Source organism: Shewanella sp. WXL01 (assembly GCF_012263345.1).
Lineage (GTDB): Bacteria > Pseudomonadota > Gammaproteobacteria > Enterobacterales > Shewanellaceae > Shewanella > Shewanella maritima.
This window is the reverse complement of sequence record NZ_JAAIKQ010000010.1, coordinates 35,825-56,554: the sequence shown is the minus strand read 5'-3', so window position 1 is coordinate 56,554 and position 20,730 is coordinate 35,825. Positions and strand designations below refer to the sequence as shown.

At 44.4% G+C, this 20,730-nt stretch carries 20 protein-coding genes; 10 read left to right on the top strand and 10 right to left on the bottom strand.

Annotated features, from left to right (window positions below):
* Positions 1–82: 82 nt before the first annotated feature.
* Positions 83–2,431 (bottom strand): TonB-dependent receptor, encoded by a 2,349-nt coding sequence (locus tag G3R49_RS17190; protein WP_167870485.1) that lies wholly within the window; start codon positions 2,429–2,431, stop codon positions 83–85.
* Positions 2,432–2,778: 347 nt separating this feature from the next.
* On the opposite strand from G3R49_RS17190, the gene G3R49_RS17185 reads away from it, so the two are divergent.
* From G3R49_RS17185 to G3R49_RS17155, 7 genes are all read left to right on the top strand, one after another.
* Positions 2,779–3,222, top strand: coding sequence for a pseudoazurin (locus tag G3R49_RS17185; RefSeq protein WP_167870484.1), 444 nt, complete (start codon positions 2,779–2,781; stop codon positions 3,220–3,222).
* A gap of 74 nt (positions 3,223–3,296) precedes the next feature.
* Entirely contained in the window at positions 3,297–3,770 is a 474-nt protein-coding gene (locus G3R49_RS17180; RefSeq protein ID WP_167870483.1) for a hypothetical protein, read from the top strand.
* Positions 3,771–3,786: 16 nt separating this feature from the next.
* Positions 3,787–3,975: a DUF6732 family protein gene (locus G3R49_RS17175; RefSeq protein WP_167870482.1), complete on the top strand. Its 189-nt coding sequence runs from the start codon at positions 3,787–3,789 to the stop codon at positions 3,973–3,975.
* A 13-nt stretch (positions 3,976–3,988) separates the two neighbouring features.
* Entirely contained in the window at positions 3,989–4,492 is a 504-nt protein-coding gene (sodN, locus tag G3R49_RS17170) for a superoxide dismutase, Ni (protein WP_167870481.1), read from the top strand.
* 4 nt (positions 4,493–4,496) lie between these two features.
* The gene (locus tag G3R49_RS17165) at positions 4,497–4,793 is read left to right on the top strand and encodes a S24/S26 family peptidase (protein WP_130600220.1); all 297 of its coding nucleotides are present in this window, start codon (positions 4,497–4,499) and stop codon (positions 4,791–4,793) included.
* 265 nt (positions 4,794–5,058) lie between these two features.
* Positions 5,059–6,912 carry a multiheme c-type cytochrome gene (locus G3R49_RS17160; RefSeq protein ID WP_167870480.1) on the top strand — a complete coding sequence of 618 codons (1,854 nt, stop codon included), beginning with the start codon at positions 5,059–5,061 and terminating at the stop codon, positions 6,910–6,912.
* Positions 6,913–7,206: 294 nt separating this feature from the next.
* A complete protein-coding gene (locus G3R49_RS17155; RefSeq protein ID WP_167870479.1) occupies positions 7,207–7,599 on the top strand; it encodes a hypothetical protein in 393 nt (130 codons plus the stop codon).
* A 153-nt stretch (positions 7,600–7,752) separates the two neighbouring features.
* Here G3R49_RS17155 and G3R49_RS17150 read toward each other — a convergent pair whose 3' ends face one another.
* From G3R49_RS17150 to G3R49_RS17130, 5 genes are all read right to left on the bottom strand, one after another.
* Positions 7,753–8,736 (bottom strand): permease, encoded by a 984-nt coding sequence (locus tag G3R49_RS17150; RefSeq protein WP_167870478.1) that lies wholly within the window; start codon positions 8,734–8,736, stop codon positions 7,753–7,755.
* A 4-nt stretch (positions 8,737–8,740) separates the two neighbouring features.
* Positions 8,741–9,436: an aromatic aminobenezylarsenical efflux permease ArsG family transporter gene (locus G3R49_RS17145; protein ID WP_167870477.1), complete on the bottom strand. Its 696-nt coding sequence runs from the start codon at positions 9,434–9,436 to the stop codon at positions 8,741–8,743.
* Positions 9,429–9,956 carry a nitrophenyl compound nitroreductase subunit ArsF family protein gene (locus G3R49_RS17140; protein WP_167870476.1) on the bottom strand — a complete coding sequence of 176 codons (528 nt, stop codon included), beginning with the start codon at positions 9,954–9,956 and terminating at the stop codon, positions 9,429–9,431. The genes G3R49_RS17145 and G3R49_RS17140 overlap by 8 nt, the downstream gene beginning before the upstream one ends.
* A 112-nt stretch (positions 9,957–10,068) precedes the next feature.
* Positions 10,069–10,308: a thioredoxin family protein gene (locus tag G3R49_RS17135; protein WP_130600208.1), complete on the bottom strand. Its 240-nt coding sequence runs from the start codon at positions 10,306–10,308 to the stop codon at positions 10,069–10,071.
* Positions 10,309–10,349: 41 nt separating this feature from the next.
* Positions 10,350–10,676: a metalloregulator ArsR/SmtB family transcription factor gene (locus tag G3R49_RS17130; protein WP_130600206.1), complete on the bottom strand. Its 327-nt coding sequence runs from the start codon at positions 10,674–10,676 to the stop codon at positions 10,350–10,352.
* A gap of 348 nt (positions 10,677–11,024) precedes the next feature.
* Between G3R49_RS17130 and G3R49_RS17125 the strand changes: the two genes are divergently transcribed.
* Positions 11,025–11,531, top strand: coding sequence for a murein L,D-transpeptidase family protein (locus G3R49_RS17125; RefSeq protein WP_167870475.1), 507 nt, complete (start codon positions 11,025–11,027; stop codon positions 11,529–11,531).
* Positions 11,532–11,598: 67 nt separating this feature from the next.
* Positions 11,599–12,180 (top strand): hypothetical protein, encoded by a 582-nt coding sequence (locus G3R49_RS17120; protein ID WP_167870474.1) that lies wholly within the window; start codon positions 11,599–11,601, stop codon positions 12,178–12,180.
* A 249-nt stretch (positions 12,181–12,429) separates the two neighbouring features.
* Here the strand turns inward: G3R49_RS17120 and G3R49_RS17115 are convergent, their stop codons facing one another.
* The 3 genes from G3R49_RS17115 to acnB form a co-directional block, all read right to left on the bottom strand.
* On the bottom strand, positions 12,430–13,104 hold the full coding sequence (locus G3R49_RS17115) for a cation transporter (protein ID WP_167870473.1): 675 nt from the start codon (positions 13,102–13,104) through the stop codon (positions 12,430–12,432).
* 231 nt (positions 13,105–13,335) lie between these two features.
* Entirely contained in the window at positions 13,336–14,214 is an 879-nt protein-coding gene (locus G3R49_RS17110; protein ID WP_167870472.1) for a LysR family transcriptional regulator, read from the bottom strand.
* A gap of 141 nt (positions 14,215–14,355) precedes the next feature.
* Positions 14,356–16,953 carry a bifunctional aconitate hydratase 2/2-methylisocitrate dehydratase gene (gene acnB / locus G3R49_RS17105; RefSeq protein WP_167870471.1) on the bottom strand — a complete coding sequence of 866 codons (2,598 nt, stop codon included), beginning with the start codon at positions 16,951–16,953 and terminating at the stop codon, positions 14,356–14,358.
* 674 nt (positions 16,954–17,627) lie between these two features.
* Here acnB and hxpB point away from each other — a divergent pair.
* Positions 17,628–18,293 (top strand): hexitol phosphatase HxpB, encoded by a 666-nt coding sequence (gene hxpB / locus G3R49_RS17100; RefSeq protein ID WP_167870470.1) that lies wholly within the window; start codon positions 17,628–17,630, stop codon positions 18,291–18,293.
* Positions 18,294–18,393: 100 nt separating this feature from the next.
* Here hxpB and G3R49_RS17095 read toward each other — a convergent pair whose 3' ends face one another.
* Positions 18,394–20,691 carry a patatin-like phospholipase family protein gene (locus tag G3R49_RS17095; protein ID WP_167870469.1) on the bottom strand — a complete coding sequence of 766 codons (2,298 nt, stop codon included), beginning with the start codon at positions 20,689–20,691 and terminating at the stop codon, positions 18,394–18,396.
* Between the last annotated feature and the right edge of the window lie 39 nt (positions 20,692–20,730).

Genomic DNA, 20,730 nt, shown 5'->3' with positions numbered 1-20,730 from the left:
GTCGGTAGGTCGGGGTTAGCTCAGGAGTTGTTATTATTTAAATAAAAAAGGTGCCACGAATGGCACCTCTATAATTTGCTGCTTAAAACGCCGCGCTTAAGGTCACGCTAAATTGGCGCGAACGACCAATCTGGTGCTGACCATAGCTGGTGCCTTTACCTAAATCATCAGCTTCAGAGAAGTAGTTTGAAATGTATTCCACATCAAACAGGTTCTTCACATCTGCGCGAATAGTGTAGGTGTCGTCCCAGGTGTATGAAGCGTTAGCGTTGACTAGTACGCGGGCATCGTTTTTAGGATCGCTATCAATGGCGTATTTGTCTGCATCCAATGATGTTTCCGGATCAAGGTAGGCATAGCTCTCGCCCTTGTAATTGGCATTAACGCCCACTTTGATACCATTATCAAAGTCATAGTTGGCTGCAATATTGGCTGTCCATTCTGGTGAATCAGCGAATGAACGACCAGCAAGATCCTTAACTTCACCCGTTCTTTGTACTACGTAATCGAATTTGTCGAACTCTGTCTTAGCTAAGCCCACACCTGCAATAATCGACAGCTGCTTGGTTGGATAGTAAAACAGCTCAGTTTCAAAGCCTTTGATATTCGACTCACCTGCATTAACCGTTTGCGTATCAAACGATGCTTGTGACAATTGAATGGCGATTTGCTGATCTTGCCACTTGGTGTAGAACAAGTTGGCGTTAAGCATTAAGTCGCCACCTTGCCACACTGAGCGATAAGATAGCTCGAAATTATCTGTGTATTCAGGGTCATAAGTAAACACTTGCTGCTGCGCAATATTGGTGCCCACACCGCCAGAGCGATAACCACGCTGATAGATAAAGCTGGTAGTGACATCGTCACTAAAGTGGTAACTCAAACCCAGTTTTGGCAACCAAGCACTAAAGTCTGCCGACGCTTGAGGTTCAACTCCAGAGGCGCTGGCTGCCATACCATTAAGCGTGCCATTAATACCAGCAACGATTTGATCAAGTGGTGCTGGTACACTGGCAGGATCAGGCATGTTATTTAGAATTGAGTAGTTGGCGTACGAGGCATTTTGTTGATCTTCACGGTCGTAACGTAGGCCAGCAAGCAGATCAAACTGATCGGTTAGCTTCCACTTCAAATCTGCGAAAAGCGCCATCGTTTCAACTTTTTGCTCCATGCTGGAATCAAGGCCTAACATCACCGGGTCGATGTCTGGGTACATAGGCACAATCATCGCGGCATATTCTGCTGGCAAACCAAAACCACCTAGCTCTGCTGGCGCAGTTAGTAATACTTCAAGCGGCGGTAGACCAAGGTCGGCGAACGATAAAAAGCGCTCACCAGCGGCTTTATCATCCACATCTAGTTTTGAGAAATATGCACCAGAAACCAGCTGAATGTCGCTAGTTTGGTAAGTAAAGCGCAGCTCCTGACTTAGCGTTTTGTCGTTGCGTACATATTGGCTATCAGCAACAACTTGAACTGGGGTCATATCGCCATCCCAGTTGTAACGGTACTCAGAATCGCTGTAGGTAGTGATGGAGTCAAACGTCCATTCATCGTTTATATCCCAGCTGATCTCTAGGTTATAAATATCAGTGTCGTTTTTCTCAAAAATGTGCGAGTTGTTCCAAACCGTGCGCTGAAACGGATCTTGACCGTAATCAAACAGCACCCACTGAGGGCCAAACTCAGATTTAGCGCGACTTGCAGTTAACAGCGCATCGACATTGTCAGTCGGTTCAAACAGCAATTTAGCGCGAAGGGTCTGGCTATCGGCATAGTTAGAGCCTTCATTACGGGTAATATTGTCAATATCGCCATCGTATGCTGTATCTTCCACAGCAACGCGAAATGCCAACATATCCTCGACAATCGCGCCGCCACCAGCAAACGCATATTCACGCTGACCATGCTCACCAAAACCAACTTTGGCTTTCGCACTGTACTCATAAGTTGGGTCTTGAGTGCGCATCATAATTGCGCCAGCTAACGCATTGCGACCTTGCAAGGTCGATTGCGGACCACGGAACACCTCTACCTGTGATAAATCCCAAACGGATGTGGTACCACTGCGCACAACACGAAACGGCAGTGGTGCGCCGTCAAGATACACACTGGTTAAATATGAATTACCACCACCTGAAACGTTATCGTACGTAATGCCACGAATGGTAAAACCCTGATTAAAGTCACCAGAAAGGTTTGGCACCATATTGTAAACGTCAGCCATATTCTGCACGTTTAGCTTATTCATCTCTTGTGCAGTGAGCACAGATACACTGTTAGGTGTTTCTTTAAGCGAGCGATCAATCTTTTGCCCTGTCACTACGATTTTTTCGATGTTTTCATTTACTTGTTCATCATCTGCCACCGCAGCATTGGCAACAAATCCCATCGCTAGCGCCAGGCTAATTGTAATTTTATTAAGTTCCATTTGAGTCACTTTTGGTAAAAGGTCCTAATCAAAGCCCATAGTCAATCAAAGCTACAGGCTCATAATTACTGCTTAGGACACCCATAGCAGCGATTGCAAATGTTAATCATTATCATTACACCTGTAAATAGAGATAAGCCTGGATGAAATAATTTTGTGAAAACACGCTAAAAATAGAAGTAAACCTAAACACCGCTTCGCTAGCTTTAAGCTCGGCACTCAGATGTAGTCTTTGCACTTAATGCTGCACCAAACCAAAAGCGTTAGAGGGAGTTGAGAGTAAAACAACTTTACATTGAGAATGATAATGATTATCGTTACAGCTTTAACTAATACGGATATTAAACATGTTGTCTAAATTATTTACTGCTGGTGCACTTGCCCTAGCCCTTTCAACTAACGCTTTTGCCGCTGAACACGAAGTTAAACTACTCACCGCTGATGCTTCTGGGCAAACCATGATTATGGAGCCTGGCTACCTGAAGATTGCCAAAGGCGACACGGTAAAATTTACCCCTGCAGATCCAACCCACAATGTGGAATCAATGGTTATTCCACAGGGTGCTGAAGCGTTTAACGGGCCAATGGGACAACCATTTAGCGTAACTTTCAACAATGAAGGTGTTTATTTGTATAAGTGTACGCCGCACTTTGTCATGGGCATGCTTGGCGTCATTCAGGTTGATAATGCGGTCAACATTGATGATGTGAAGCAGCAATGGACCACCATTGAACCAGGCGTAATGATGAATAAAGAGCGCATCGCACAATATCTTGAGCAAGCTCAATAATCCGAGTTTAGGTTGAGTAACTTAGAGCTTAGTTCGCAACTGCAATCTAAGCTAATTACTGTTAAGGAGTCTTTATGACGCAGTCATGTTCAGGATGCTTTCACAAAGACACAAGTCACGATTACCAATGGCAATTGTTGCTGATACAAGGCAATGAGTATTTTCAAAACCAGCAATGGCAACAAGCTGAGCAGCAATATAGTGAAGCATTTGACCTACTCGCCGCTCAGTTTGACGCACAACTAGGTAATGGCGACATCATGATGGCATGGATATGTACCTGCCATAACTTGTCCTCACTGTATGAAGCTTGGGGTCGACAGGACGACGCTCTGCGTTTTTTGCTTGCTCCCCACGAGCATTTACGTCAACTGATTGAGACTCTTGATTCTTCTGAGCAAATCCGTTTGACGTTAATGCGTGGTATGTCGATAACCATCCCCGCAATTCAAGCATTTGCCACCAAATACCCGATATGCGAGGGCTGTATCGCGCTTTACCCATCGCTAAAAACAATTGTTGAGCAAACTAAGCACGTTATTCACTAAGGAAAAGGAGTCACCAGTGAGAGTTTTTGTATTAATCGTTTTATCCTTGTTACCCACTTTGGCTAGCGCTCACCCAGGGCATGATCATTCAAGCCCATACGCTGGGTTAGTTCATTTGCTCTGGTTAGCACCAGTTATCATTGCTGCTGCACTGCTCTACAGCAAGTCACGCAATCGCAAAAACAATCATTCAAACGAGCAGTAATAGGAGTAATACCATGATGTATAACCTACTGGCTAAATTGGATGCAAAAAAGCCATTTAACCGCGCATCAGCGCACTGTGATATACCTTGTAAAATCTATGATCCCAGCGCCGCGCAAATTGCGGTGTTAAGCATGATAAGAATGGTTGACCTACTTGATGAATTAACTGCTGCAGAAACACTTACCGCCAAGCAGCATGCCACTTTCGCGCGCTTAGTTAACGAGAAAGAAACCGAAGGCAAGAAGGTTAAAGAAGAAGTACGCGTCATCTGGGGCGACTACTTCAAAAAGCCTCAACTTGAGGCTTTTCCTGAGATCCACCAGCTAACTCACGAGATTATGCTTGCCACTTCATTCGCCAAGCAACATATCGACCGCGCCGCAACAGTTGAACTGCTTAACAAGGTTAATCGCTTCGCGGATATCTTTTGGCAAACTAAAGGGGTCAACACCTTCACAGCAACGTGTCCATACCCACCAGCAGAGCAAGTTATCTACCCAGACCTAAAAGGCTAGCATTGTGTTTGGCTTTCGAATCTGGCGAGTAGACGGACAGAGCATGCTGCCGGCAATCCCTCCTGGCAGCTTTGCTTTGGTGCGCACCTGGTTCAACAAAGCCAAATTGAAACCGCAACAAAAGCTGCTAATCAAACATCGCCGCTTTGGTTACATAGTGAAGACCCTGGTCGACATTGATGCCGACGGCCAACTTTGGTGTCGCGGTGAAAACGATGCGAGTGTCACTATGGAGCAAATAGGTCACGTCAATCCCTCCCAAGTTTTAGGCCAAATTGTTTATATATTTAAGCCGAACTAATCTACTGACGCCTATTGCTACCTCCCCTCCCTCCTAGCATAACTAAATCACTAATTTTGATAACAATTATCATTTTTACATTAGAGGTTCAGGCTGCATTAAACCAATAAACTGAGAGTAAAATCACAGTAATTTTCAGCCTTCCATCTGTGCAACTTTTATTCAACACTGAGATCACAATCTGCTTAATAACTGCTCTACATCCACTATCAAAGGCGCATTATTAAATAGCCATAAAAATATAAGGCTATTAAGGGTGATGAGTATGAAAAAGATATTCAAATATGCCATTCCAGCAATGCTTGGATTCAGCTGTTTTGCCAGCCAAGCCGCCTGGGACGACGATAAAGGATGTATGAGCTGTCATGAGGGGATTGAACAATTCTCTGATGTCGACATGATGGCAGACTTAACCTGTGTGGATTGCCATAACGGTAATGGCAAAGCCACAGATCAAAAAAAGGCGCACACAAACATGTGGGCCAACCCGACTGACTTACGAGTTGTTGATGAAACCTGTGGCTCATGCCACGCCGACGAAGTAGAAAAAGCTAAGACCTCAATCCACGCGACCATGTCAGGGATGATCTCAGGCACTCGCTACAACTTCGGCTCGCAAACTCGCGACTCCATCTACGCCACATACGATGTTAAAGCGCTGAAAACCGGCCGAGAAGGCACGGTAGCAAGCCTGAAGCAATTACCGAGCTACGATCCCAACAAACCAGAATCTGACACTAACTCACCAGGTGATGACTACCTCAGAAACCAATGTTTACGTTGCCATTTGTGGAGTGATGGCCACCAGCGTGATGGCGACTACCGCGCCTCTGGCTGCGCAGCTTGTCACGTAGAATACAGCAATGCGGCTACCTATGAAGGTGGCGATAAAGCAATCGATAAAACCCAAAAAGATCGCCCAAGAAAACACAAGATGACCACTAAGGTAACGGTTGATCAATGTCAGCATTGTCACAACCGCGGTGGACGCACAGGTGTCAGCTACAAAGGTATGATGGAGTCAGATGGCTACGGCACACCTTATACAGAAACTGGTGGTAAACAAGGCAAGTTACACGGCAAACACTACAACTTCTTAGAAGCTGATTTGCACTTTGATGCGGGCATGAGCTGTATCGATTGTCACACCAAAGACGAAATGCATGGCAATGGTTACCTGTATACCAAAAAGCACCTAGCAGTCGAGATCCGCTGTGAATCTTGCCACGGCAGCACCAAAGCTGATGCAACGCTAAAAACCGCTCGCGATAATCCGCTCAACAATGTCAAACGAACGGGCACTAAAGTCATTCTTACCACTAAGAATGAAGGTAAGCAGCTAGACGTACCTCAGCTATTTGCTAATCCAAACCTTTCTAAAGAAGGTAAGGTCGCGATGGTAAAAATTGCCGGCCACATGGAAAAACTTGAATGCTCTACCTGCCACGCAGCGTGGGCACCACAATGTTACGGTTGTCACGCAACCCAAAATGTTGGCAAACCAAATGGCGACTGGTTAGATGGCTCAAGTAACGATGAGTCTGCAAAAGGTAAAAAATCTAACCTGAATAAAAAAGCCTACAGCTGGAGTGAGTCACGCTCATACGTGCGCTGGGAAATGCCAGCACTGGGCATTAACAGCCGCGGCAAGGTATCCACCTTTGTACCAGGCTGTCAGGTATTCTTAACTCAGATTGACGGTGAAAAGGCGTTAGTGAATAACAAGACTTACACTACCAAAGACGGCACCAGTGGATTGTCTCACAACCCGATTCAGCCACATACCATGAGCAAGCGCTCACGCACCTGTGAAGAGTGCCATACCAACCCGAAAGTACTCGGTCTTGGCAGTGGTGTATACGACATTGAGCGTAACTTCCCAGAGGGACAAGCTCCAGCATTTGAGCTAGAGCGGTTTGTAGATGAAAATGGCAAGCAACTGCAATCTACCTCACATGAAGGCGCGCGCCCATTCAACAAACAAGAAATGGACAACATCCGCCGCGTCGGCTCATGCCTAGCCTGCCACGGCAGCGATGAAATCAATGCCAACGGCAAAGCGCCAGATGACATCACCCACATGAAAGTCATTCAGCGCATGGTAGAAAAAGCCAACTAACTTTTAGTTGAACTAGCTAGAAACCAAAAAAGCACCACCAACCGGCGGTGCTTTTACATCCCTAAAAGACCAAATTGGGTCAGAGTAAACCTTTAAACTATTGTTATTTAATAGGTTAATTTTGTTGGTTTATTACAGCTAACTTAGAAATATTATCAAGCAACAAGGCCGGTACTGCACTGGAATCTTCACTGCCCACACCTTTGCACTACTTTACTTAAACCGCACACTGTTTGACCTTGAAACGCATAAACTCATATATGTGTTTAGCTTTTAGCCGCCAAGGATGCCGTTATGCAATATGCCAATACACTTTATTCAATCCCGCTAAAAACTGTAGTCTGCCTGCTGGCCACCATAACCTTAAGCGCCTGTGCTAGCCAAAACCAGGCAGAAAATACCAAAGCGGTTAAGACTGTCAAAACCGTTAAAGTGGTTAAGGCCGCGCCAGCGCAAACCAAGGTTGTCACCACGAAAGTCGTTACAGTGAAGCCAGTTAAGAAGAAGCCGGTTAACAACAAAGTGGCCAAGACAGTAACGCTAACTCCTAAAAAGTACACAGTAGTTGAATTAGCAGAGCAGCATAATCGTAAAGATATCATCATAGTTAATCGGGTGATATCACCCGCCAAACATAACCAACGCAGCTGTTGGCAGCATGGCAATCACTTTCATTGCAGTGCGTAGAAATCAAGGTCTAAAGAATATAAGCCGCAAACCAAATGGCAATTTGTAGCCAAGCAAGACAAACAGAAAAGCGACAAACGATGTCTGTGACGTATTTCGTCTCTGACATCCGCTTGCCGCAGACAAACCGCACTAATACTATGCCTGACGGTACTAAAGTAAATTAAGTACCCATCCTAATACTGTAAATGACAGCAGCAGTAAGCTAAACAACAAAGCAAGCAACTTCCATTGCATCACTTGTTTTAACATGATGAATTCAGGGAAGCTTGCCGCTACCGTGCTCATGCAGAATGCCATAGTAGTGCCAAGAGGGACGCCTTGAAGCAATAAGCTCTCCATTACGGGGATCACTCCTGTAGCATTGGCGTAAAGTGGGATCCCCATTAACGTGGCAACAGGCACTGACCACCACTGCCCTTCCCCTAAGTGTGACTCAAGCCACCCCGCTGGAACAAAGCCATGCAAAGCAGCTCCTAGACCAACACCAACTATGACCCACTTCCATACCCGAGAAAATATTTCCGAGGTTTCGGACTTTGCAAACTGGTGACGTTGCAACCAAGTCAATGCTGGTGCATCGGTTAGATGAGCTTGCTGCACGGCTTGCTTTTGTCCCATCCCATAAGCCTTAGTCGCTAAAGGTTGCAACCAACGCTCCGCTCTTAATAGATCCAGCACTGCTCCACCAATCATACCGATTGCCATACCTGTCGCCACATAAATGAGCGTAACTTCCCATCCTAGTAAACTAAAAAGAAGTAGTATGGCGACTTCGTTGATCAGTGGCGACGTGAGTAAAAAAGCCATAGTAATGCCTATCGGTATCCCTGCCGAAGTAAACCCCAGAAACACTGGAATACTTGAACAAGAGCAAAATGGCGTAATAGCCCCAAAACCAGAGCCGAGGGTATAACCAACAAATTTAGGTTTTCCCGCGAGGTATCCCCTCACTCGCTCAACATTCAATGACGCGCGCAGCCAACCGATCGCATAAATCATGACAATCAATAGCGCAAAAATTTTAGTCGTGTCTTCAACAAAAAAGTGCAGTGCGGTACCAAACTGCGTCTGATTGGATAGCCCTAAAACCTCATAAACCAACCAATCAGCAAAAATAGAAAACCATACAAACATTGCTCTACCTCAACAACATAGGAACAATATAAAGCCAGCAATAGAAGCCGCCAGCGAGCAGGAATACACCTCCTGATGCCATGCGAGCCAGTTTTTCAACTTGAGTCACTTTCTGGTAAAAACTGGCAATTTTGAAACTTCCAAACTGCAGTAACAGTGCAACCATCAACACAGGGATTGCCGTACCAAAGCCGTAAATACTTGGAATAAGTAAGCTAGACTGCTGTGCAATGATTAATGGCAGCAATGAAGCAAAAAACAAAGCTGCAGATGTAGGACAAAACGACAAGGCAAAAAGGCTACCTAGTGATAAAGCCCCCAGCTTACCTTGACCAGCTAGCGATTTTTGAAGGCTATGAGATATAGACCAATTGCTTGTTGGCAGAGTTATCCAACCCAAAAGGCACCCTCCAACCACGATTAAGATAGGTCCGAGTATCACGTTCATTTGAGTTTGAAGAAAGCTAGACAACCTTGGAGCAGAAGTTGCCGTATATAGTAATAGTGCTGCCAATAACATGTAGCTAAGCATTCTGCCAACGCAATAAAATAACCCCATTGAAATCGACTGTGCAGGGGTATCGACTTGCTTACTTAAAAATGACACCGCAGCAATATTACTTGCAAGCGGACAAGGTGATATGGAAGTGAGCACACCAAACCACAACGCGCTACTTAGCACGATAAACCACTCAGCCATGGGTAGATTTCTCTATGTTGTGAGCTTGGATTTTAGCGCTATTGGTCGTTACAGATAGCTGATCAATTTCTTGATAAATATACTGAGTAAACTGTTCAGGCTGACTAATAAGATCCCAAACGCGATCAAGGCGGCTATATGCAACCACACCTCCCTGCTGCTCAATGGCCACCACTACTGAGCGAGTTATTAATTGAAAATCATCAATATAATGATCGTTACCTTCCTGCTCTAAGTTGACAATATTCAGTATCACTTTTTGCTGTTTAAGCTGTGATGAATAACCTGAATTAATTGATTTGTTGGTTAACTCTTCGATTCGTTTGCAAGAATAACAACGTGCATTGCCATGAAAGTAATACACATTCAGCACCTGATCTTCTTGTAATAAAAGTTTAGGAGTTTGAGTTGGAGCTGGATGAAGCAAGGTGTCTGCATTAGCCACGACAACAGGCACAGCCGTACAAACTACGACTATCACCGGCAATATCCAAGCCGTTATACGATGAGATAAATTCATTAGTATCACCTTTTATAAGACAAAGCTGTCCCTTGAGCCTTTATGAGTGAAAGGCTTGAGGTCGATTAATTCATGGGAAAAGTGCGTTAATGGTGTAACGTAAAGGGAGGAGTTAGCCCGTTTGATTGATTAGCGTTTTAATTTCGTCAGCAGAAGGGATAACACCTGAACATACCACTTTGCCATCAATAACTATTGCGGGTGTCGACATCACTTCATAACCTAAAATAACTGCCATATCAGTCACTTTAGTCAGCTCAAACGTGACGCCTAACTCAGTGGCTACACTCTCAACCTCAGTAGCCAAGTTGCTACATTTTTTACATCCACTGCCTAGAATTTCAATTTTCATTTTAATGCCTCAATAAGTCTTCATAAGTACTTCGCGAGTGGCTATTTGCAAGACAACAGCTCTGCATGTTTTGTCGCATTTTTTTCAATAACAGTCTCGACACAAGAAAACAGTTTCATTAAACATGGCGTTTCTAAACGGTAATAAACTTGCTTACCCTCACGGCGGCTACTAACAATTCCGGCATGCTTAAGCACCGAAAGGTGTTTTGAAACCGTTGAAATATCGGCATCTGCACCATCAGTTAAATCGCACACACAATGCTCTTGTTGTTGTAACTTTTCTAGCAGCCACAACCGCGTTGGATGAGCGAGCGCTTTTAAAATCGCGGCCCGAGAGTCGAGTCGTAGTTGCTCCTGTTGATTCATGAAACTGCCTTTGTATAAGTGTCGATATAAACATTTTGTCATTTGGCAAAATGGCCAAATGAGCGATAGATAGGATTCTAGTGTTATTTTGAAACTGGTTTTTTGATCTAGTTAACAAGTATCGATTTTCATCTCAATATCAAACGAGTTGATAAAAACAAAGTTACCTTCATCAAGATGTTGCAGCTAAAGTCAGCATGCTGCCTAATTGTGTTGAAAAACTAGAAAGCATTGTTTCAACTTAAAAATTCAATCCAATTTCATCATATAAACTTGTTTATCGATTGAAAAATAATGACTTTTATTGAATCCTACTGACTTAACTTTTATTGGCATCGGGTAATAGGGATGAGCCGATTTATTACTGCGTTGATATATTGCTTGGTATTTGCAACCCAAGTCCAAGCCACATCTACAAGCAAAGACTTACAAGAGGTTGATTTAGTTAAGGTCAATAAGTCCGATCGGATTATGCAACTAGTCTCAAACAATCAAATCATACGTGAGTACAGCATCTCGCTTGGTGGGCAACCAAAGGGTCACAAGCAGAAAGAAGGCGATCAACGCACACCTGAAGGAAGTTACATTCTAGATTACAAAAAAGAAGACTCAGCGTTTTACCGCTCAATGCACGTCAGTTACCCCAACGCTAGCGATAAGGCCCATGCAAAAGCTTTAGGTGTTTCGCCCGGTGGATTTATCATGGTTCATGGACAACGCAACTATTTAGGCTGGCTTGCACCAATTATGCAACAGTTCGACTGGACTGATGGCTGTATTGCCCTTACCAACGCTGAAATGGATGAATTCATGGCGCTTGTGTCAGTCGGTACTGAGGTACAAATTCAATGGTAAGCTGTTCTAGTTGCAACACCCTCTATGCTCAAACAACAATAGCAAAAACAACAATCGAGGAAAAACGATGAAACAGCTATTAGCTACAATCATTAGCGCGCTAGTTTGCGTTGCATCTCTAGCAGGTACACCGGCAGCTGCAAACACCTTAACTGCCTATCAAAGTGTACCAAACGGCTGGCGCACTGAAGTTATCCCATTCCCACTCGATTTTGCACCAAATATCGAGCTTGAAGGTGTTGAAGAGCTGGTGTTTGCACCAGGAATGTATGACGCCACTAAACAAGATTTTTTCAGCTATGCCTTTGTTTGGGCGATAAAGCCACAAGCACTTGAACAAACGCGCATGCATGATGAGCTACATCGATATTATCTCGGTTTATATCAGGCAGTATCTGGTCAAAAGCAGGCTAGTACCGACTCAGTCAAAATTAGCTTCTCCGTTAACGAGTCAGACAATCGCTATCATGGCCATATCGATTGGGTTGAACCTTTCGTGACGAACAAGCCACAAAGAGTGCTATTTGAGGCGCATAAATTTGAGTGTCGCGACAAGGAAGAAACACGTTGGTATTTTGTGGCATCACCACAAGGGAAAGATCATCAGATTTGGCAGCAGCTTAGAGGGCTGAAAACAACAAAATGTTAGTGCTAATTGGCATTATCTACACATTAGGCCATTAGTGGCATGGTTGCCACCGTTGAGCATTCAAGGATGAACTTGCTGCGGGCCTTAGGTGTAGATATTGCGGCGATACAACCAACCACCCATAAAAAATGCCAGCTTTCGCTGGCATTTTATTTCGATTAAAGAAAGTGCTTTGCAAAACAGTTCCTGCGAATTGAAAGTCATCTTATCAACTTTGCGTCTGTTCGACTCAAAAGGAATTTAAGTAAATCATACAGCCTCTAATTGCTTTGCCTTTTTTGCAATAAGTGTAGCGTAAGCATTTGATAACATAAGAGCAGGTACCTTCATAAAACTAACTGAAATAACAATCATCATCAGAGGATCAGCATAAACGCTTAGTTCAGCCCAAGGTGTTAACGATATTGACCAGGCCAGAGTAAACCCCACTAATACCCCAAAACTGATAATGGCATCCATTTTCCACTGCACAATTTCAACACCAATGAGCTTTGAGCCTTTTGATTTATGCTGCCTAGATAAATATAACCAGGCAAGGCAACAACCAACTAGGTTAAGCACCCCGAATATAACTGCCACGGAAGCGTTTACCGGCCTTCCTCCTGCCAGCATTGCACTCACTGCAGAGTACAAAGATATCAACAGCAGCCCCAATAAAACTGAAGCTTTTATAACAATAACCACTGCTTCAACTTTTGTACGGCCATGCTTAGCAAGCTGACTACTTGGCTTTTTCAATTGGCTTGCTGCGGCTAGTGACAATAAAGTTAACAGTAAGCCTACTAAGGAATAAGCACCATCAAACATGATAACGGTAGACCCAACGATAATGCCAAATACAACACCTCCAACGGCAAAACCGGAAGAAACTACTGCAGAAACAGAAAGTAACCTGAATTCACTTGTATTTGATGAGTAAGACATACATAAACCTTATGTGAGAAAGCCGTTGGGACTGGTTGATAATTATCCAGTCCCTTACAAAAGCAGCAATCCATACATAAGGTCGTGCGATTAACCTACAACGACAAAAAGTAAAAAAGATCTAAATATCAAAAATTTACACAGCAAACTAAGTGTCAATATTCTTGACGCTGACTGACGGTAGATATAATTGGAAGTGAGATATTGTCGGGGATTAGGTATCTTGAAAGCTCAAAATGAAAAAATATAGTCACTTAGCTCATCAGCAAGCCATACCATTGCAGGGTGCTTCGGCATACCCGCTACCGTAAACATGCAATAATCACTTTGTGTCAAACCATAAGTATGTTTGATTACATATAAAGATTGCTCTCGGAGCAGTTGACGGATAAGTGGCTCAGGTAGCACCCCCCAAGCCCTTCCACCAGAAATGGTTTTCAGCATAAATTCGAAGGACGAATAACCAATATATTTAAGTGAGAATGGCTGTAACTCGGGGTTATCTTTCTCATTAAGATAAGTAAGCAATACTTGCATTTGCTCTCGAAGCATTTGATCAGAAACACGTGGGAATTTCGCTAATTGATGATCACTGCTACATACCGACATCATTCTGATCTTTCCAAGAGGCTGATAAGTCATGCTTGGCTCATCAATAGCTTCAAAATCAACGCCAAATGCATAATCAACCTGCCCACGCTCAACTAAGTCTGCGAGATCTCCTGAAGATGCAAGAACCACATTAAATGAGGTTGCAGGATAAGTTTTATCTAGCTTGAGTGTTAGTTCTTGCCAGAGCTCATCGGGAAGGGAATCATCATGAGCAATCCATATTTCGCTAGCAAACTCACCATTAACCTGAGAACAAATCTGTCGAATACGCCCTGACGTGATCAGTAGGTACTCACAATCTTTGTAGATAGCTTTACCCGCTTCAGACACCACCACATTGTTACCGGCTCGCACAAATAAGGCTGTGCCTAAATCTTTCTCTAATGCTTTGATAGCCATACTCAACTTGGTTCGGTTACATTCAAGTTTTCTTGCCGCAGCTGAAACTGAGCCTGTATCGACAACCGCGCAAAATGCTTCAATTTGAGAGAGATTCATCGTTGAAATTTCATGGTCAGAACAAGAAAAAATCATAGCATGACGAATGATGGATACCCAAGTTTCAAAACGATTCCACATAAAAAAAGCCAGCTATTTAGCTGGCCTTTTAGTTGGTGTGTTAACCATTATCTTTGGTGATTACACCGCTGATTGGAAAATCACATTATCTGCTTTGTCTGTGTACGACTTAATCTCATCAAAGTTCAGGTAACGGTACGTGTCAGCTGCTGTCGCATCTAACTCTTTGGCGTACTCTTGATACTCTGCTGGTGATGGTAGGCGACCTAGCAGAGCAGCAACTGCGGCTAGTTCAGCCGATGCTAGGTATACGTTAGCACCTGTACCTAGACGGTTCGGGAAGTTACGTGTAGACGTAGAAACTACGGTTGAGTTCTCTGCAACACGTGCCTGGTTACCCATACATAGTGAACAACCTGGGATCTCAATACGCGCACCGACACGGCCGAAGATTGCGTAGTAACCTTCTTCAGTTAGCTGGTCTTTATCCATCTTAGTTGGCGGCGCAATCCATAGACGCGTAGGCAGTGTCTTAGCAAACTTGTCTAGCATCTTACCTGTTGCACGGAAGTGACCGATGTTAGTCATACAAGAACCAACGAATACTTCGTCAATCTTAGTATCAACTACAGATGAAAGCAGTACTGCATCATCCGGATCGTTTGGTGCACATAGGATTGGTTCTTTGATTTCGTTCAAATCAATTTCAATCACTTCTGCGTACTCAGCGTCGCTGTCAGCTTCCATTAACTCTGGGTTAGCAATCCACTCTTGCATCGCTTTAATACGACGCTCAATAGTACGGCGGTCGCCATAACCTTCGCTGATCATCCACTTCAACATCACGATGTTAGAGTTTAGGTATTCGATGATTGGCTCTTTATCTAGCTTGATAGTACAACCTGCAGCACTACGCTCAGCTGATGCATCAGAAAGCTCGAATGCTTGCTCAACTTTCAGGTGCTCTAGACCTTCAATCTCTAGTACACGACCAGAGAATGCGTTGATCTTACCTTTCTTCTCAACCGTTAGCAGACCTAACTCAATCGCTTTGTGCGGGATTGCATGTACTAGGTCACGTAGTGTGATACCTGGCTGCATTTCACCTTTGAAGCGAACAAGGATTGACTCAGGCATATCCAGTGGCATTACACCTGTCGCCGCTGCGAAAGCAACTAGACCAGAACCAGCCGGGAATGAGATACCTAATGGGAAACGAGTATGCGAGTCACCACCCGTACCTACGGTATCAGGTAGAAGCATACGGTTTAACCAAGAGTGAATTACACCATCACCTGGGCGAAGTGATACACCGCCACGGTTCATGATGAAGTCAGGTAATGTTTGGTGAGTATTCACGTCAACAGGCTTAGGGTAAGCCGCTGTGTGACAGAATGACTGCATGGTTAAATCAGCACTAAAGCCTAGACATGCTAAGTCTTTTAACTCGTCACGTGTCATTGGGCCTGTGGTATCTTGCGAGCCAACAGAGGTCATCTTAGGCTCACAGTATTGACCAGGGCGAATACCTGTTACGCCACATGCTTTACCCACCATCTTCTGTGCAAGCGTGTAACCTTTGCCAGTATCAGCAACGTCACCTGGGCGGATAAATACTTCAGAAACACCAAGACCTAAGGTCTCGCGTGCACGGTCTGTTAAACCACGACCAATGATTAGTGGGATACGGCCACCAGCACGTACTTCATCAAGTAGCACGTCAGTTTTTAGCTCAAACGTAGAGATAACTTCGCCAGTGCTGTTTGACTTAACCACACCTTCGTATGGGTAGATGTCGATTACATCACCCATGTTCATTTTGCTTACGTCTAGCTCGATTGGCAGTGCACCAGCATCTTCCATGGTGTTGAAGAAGATAGGCGCGATTTTGCCACCTAAACAGAAACCACCCGCGCGCTTGTTAGGTACATTAGGGATATCATCACCCATGAACCAAAGCACTGAGTTAGTTGCTGATTTACGCGAAGAACCTGTACCCACTACGTCACCGACGTAAACCAGTGGGTGACCTTTTTCTTTCAGTGATTCAATTTCTTTAATTGGACCAACAACGCCTGCTTCATCTGGCACGATACCGTCACGGGCATTTTTTAGCATAGCCAATGCGTGCAGTGGGATATCTGGGCGCGACCATGCATCTGGTGCAGGAGATAAATCATCGGTGTTAGTTTCACCGGTAACCTTGAATACGGTTAAGGTGATTTTTTCAGCTAGTTTAGGACGGTTTAGGAACCACTCAGCTTCTGCCCATGAAGTTACGATTTGCTTAGCAAAATCGTTACCCGCTTGCATTTTTTCAACCACATCGTGGTATGCATCAAACATCAGAAGAGTGTTTGATAGTGCTTTAACAGCAAGTGGGGCAAGTGCATCATTATCTAGTTGGGCAATAAGTGGCTCAATGTTGTAACCACCTTGCATAGTGCCAAGTAATTCAACTGCACGGTCTGCAGAAAGAATTGGTGAACTCACCTCACCTTTGGCAACGGCATCAAGGAATGCTGCTTTTACGTAAGCGGCTTCGTCAACACCTGGGGGAATACGATTTTCTAACAGATTAAGGATCTCTGCTTCTTCACCAGCAGGTGGATTCTTAACTAACTCTACTAAATCAGCCACTTGTTGGGCATCGAGTGGCTTAGGGACTACCCCTTCTGCAGCACGTTCTTCGACGTGTTTACGATATGCTTCTAGCACGGCAACATTCCTCTTTGTTTTGCGCCTTACGGCGAAACCCAGTGCGTCTTCAATGTCGCACCGACAATTCCACAGGTTCGGGCTTGAAATCCGAGCCACAGTATACTACAGCTTTACAAAAGTATGAATCAGATCACACTCCCGAGATACGTGATTTCAGCATGTTTTTTACATCGGAGCGGTAAATTAACATTGCCAAGGCTCTGCAAAAATTAGACGATAGTTTAAAACACATTAAAAACCATTTAAAAACAAAAGCCTAAATGGTTATTCAGATTTAAATTCATCCTGGCCAACATGGATGAATAAACATCATATTATTTTTAAAAAATGATCATTATTTTGCTCTAACATAGAACCTATCCGACCAAGGTCTACATTAGGGCCTGCTGACCTTTTAAGATTATTTTTGCAGCAGCTTGTTGGAAATTTATACAAGGCAACGGCTTTGATGTGTGGTTGTTCCACATGATAAGTCGTTAACACAGTAGAAATGACAACAAGCGCTGCCTGAAAGGTTCGTTTAAAAGCACTTTACTCTTTGTTGTGAGCGAATTTGTGTAGGTGACTAGACGTCATCGCTCACGCCGCGATTAAAGTGCTTTTAATTCGAACAAATTCTAATCAGCAAAGATCAACAGGCCCTGGCAACAGTGAATAAATATAGGAAAACCATGAATATTCAAGCGATCATATTCGATATGGATGGCGTCATTATTGACTCTGAACCTGCATGGCAAGCTGCCGAATTAGTTGTGTTTAATCAACTAGGACTTAATTTGTCAGCCACAGATGTGGAGCAGACCATTGGCTTTCGAATTGATCAAGTGGTGGACTATTGGTTTCAGCGTAAACCCTGGCCAAATTACAACAACGCCAAAACTGCCAGAGATATTGCCAGTAAGGTGGTTGAGTTTATTGAGTCAGATGGCAAAGCGCTGCCAGGGATTGTTGATGCAATAAAGTGGGGCCGAGAGCATGGCTTAAAAGTCGGTCTTGCCACCTCTTCACCCAACTACATTATTGATGCCGTGTTAAGTAAACTTGAGCTAACCGATGCATTCGATGCCATAGAATCAGCCGAGCATTTAGCCCTTGGTAAACCCCACCCAGAGGTTTACCTAAACTGCGCTAACGCTTTAGGCATTAAGCCAGAAGCTTGTGTCGCCATTGAAGACTCATTTAACGGGTTAATTGCCGCCACTTCAGCCAGAATGCAAACCGTAATTATTCCAGAGCCGCGTTTTGCTAACGACCCAAGATGGGTCATCGCCCATCACCAACTGGCCGACGCCACCAGCATTGCTGCGACCTTGGGTAAAAATAGTAGAGACGAATAACGCAAGAAAAACTAACCTTGCTAAATCAAAAAGCTCGCTGAGCGATAACATAAAAAAGGGCATCAATCTGATGCCCTTTTATATTTGCAGTATTGGCGTTTTAGAAGTTCTTACCGACAAACAAGTAAACTGACCTTTCACCTGTATCGGTGAAACCGAAGCCAAGTGCAGCGGGGCCCCAATCGGTATCTGTTCCTAAATATACACTGCCACCGAAGATCAAATCTTCAATATCGACACTCGATCGCTCTTGCCAAACGTTACCGGCCTCAATACTGGTACCTAGGTATAAAGGCACATTGGTAATAAGCAAGTCACCTGCTAGATCATATTGGTAAATTAATGCACCAAAGACTTTATGCGCACCAGTGAGCGCCTGCTTGTGATAACCAGATAAATTTAAGAAGCCACCAAGCTCAGTTGGGTGAGCAGTAAATAAATTGTCAGTATCGACAGTTGAGAAAGCAGCTTTACCTACTACCACATGATTACCGATGTTAAATGCGCCCTTCCAGTCAGCCTCATACTGCCAGTTGACGCCATCCTCTACCGGAAACAAATTAGATGTATAGCTCTCATCACGCACACGGGTTACGAAGGTAAAACGATTTCCTTGAGTTGGAAAGCTAATCGAATCGAGTGTGTCATAGGCCAGCATCACATAGCCACCCCAGGATTCATACTTAAGCACTTCGGTAAAAAGGCGGTCGGCCTCAATGCGCCCCTTTTCATACACACTGCCAATTTCCATTAAGCCTTTATTGGAGAAGTTCAACCCTAAACCAATATTAAATTGGCCGACATTGTTATCGAGATCTTCAATCTTTTGATTATTATCGTATAAGCTCCAGGTTTTCATGTCGTACTGGAAGCGCGCCAGACTATAAAAACGCTGATCATTGTCTAGTGGTTGGTAGAACTCACTGGCAATCATAGAGCGATAACCAAGCTCTAACTCGTTACGCCATTCGCCACCATAATAGGTTAAGTCCGTCATGGTATAAGCCAGACTTAGGCTCATGGCAGACTGATGATTAAAGTCATCCTCCCAATTAAAGCCAGCTTGGAAGTAGTTCGGTCCCCACGATTTAGCTTTGGTGGTAACCGTTAATACTCGCCCGTCGGCTACATCGGTAAATTCGGCATCAACGCGCTCAAACTTATTAAGCGAATATACCCGTTTTAGCGCTGCATCTAACTCTTCCTTAGTTACTACTTCGCCAATAGGTAGACCTAGCTTCTCCCTGAGCAAACTGCCGCTCACTTTAGAGTTGTTATCGAATACTACATCGACTAAAGGTCTTGATAATGGGTCACTCCACAAGTTACGGCGGGCAGCTTTTCGTGCAAGGTGTTGTTGATACTCTTCTTCATCTAACGACAATCCTTGTAGCGAAGCTAACTGCTCATTGGCCGCTTCGATACCCACTTGCAGCGCTTTGGGCATAACAGAAAAATCGGTGGTGCTCATGTCATCAATTGCTGGGCGGATCAAGATGTCTTCATCTGTCAGCAGGGCTTTTTGCTTTGCGGTACTTGCTTGAGTCAAAATAGTCGACAGCTGCTCGAGCACGCTAATGGCGCTGTTAAGTTTGTCTTTGTTTGCTAGCGGCGAGCCAATATCAACGGCAATAACAATATCCGCACCCATGGCTTTAGCTACATCAATCGGGATGTTATTAGCAATACCGCCATCCACCAGCAGTCGGTCGTCAATCTCGCTTGGCTGTAGCGCACCCGGCACAGTTGCCGATGCTTGCATCGCCTCAACAATGCTACCCTTACTCAATACGACCGCTTCACTGGTGGCTAAATCGGTGGCGACAGCGCGATAAGGAATAGATAGCGCATCAAAATCACCGTACTGCTCAACTAAGTCGGTGGATTGGCGCAATAACAACGACATGGTTTGCCCACGTAATAAGCCGCCGGGCATGGTGAGTTCGCCGTTGTTAAAACCGACGTTCAGCGGGATGTTATAGCGGTCACGCAATTGCTTATCGCGATAGGTAAGATCTTCACGAGGGATAGTATCTGAGTAGCCGTCTGCCCAACTGCTGTTGAGCATGATTTTCTCAATCTCAATTGAGTCATAACCCAAAGCATACATACCACCAACATAAGCACCAATACTGGTACCTGCGACATAGTCAACCGGGATACGGTTAGCCTCTAGCACTTTTAATACACCCACGTGCGCCGCACCTTTTGCACCACCACCACTTAACACAAGGCCAACGGTAGGCCGACTTAGTGGCTCATCAATGACTGGTTTTAGCTTGATGTCTGCTGAGTTTTGCTGATGAGCCGAACGGGTCTCCGCAAAGGTAGAAAACGAGGAGGCAATCCCCAAGCCTAGAATAATTAGGCAACAAATGAATGGACGAGCGAATGTCATACGGGCTTCCAATGCACATAATATTAGCGTCATTCTAAC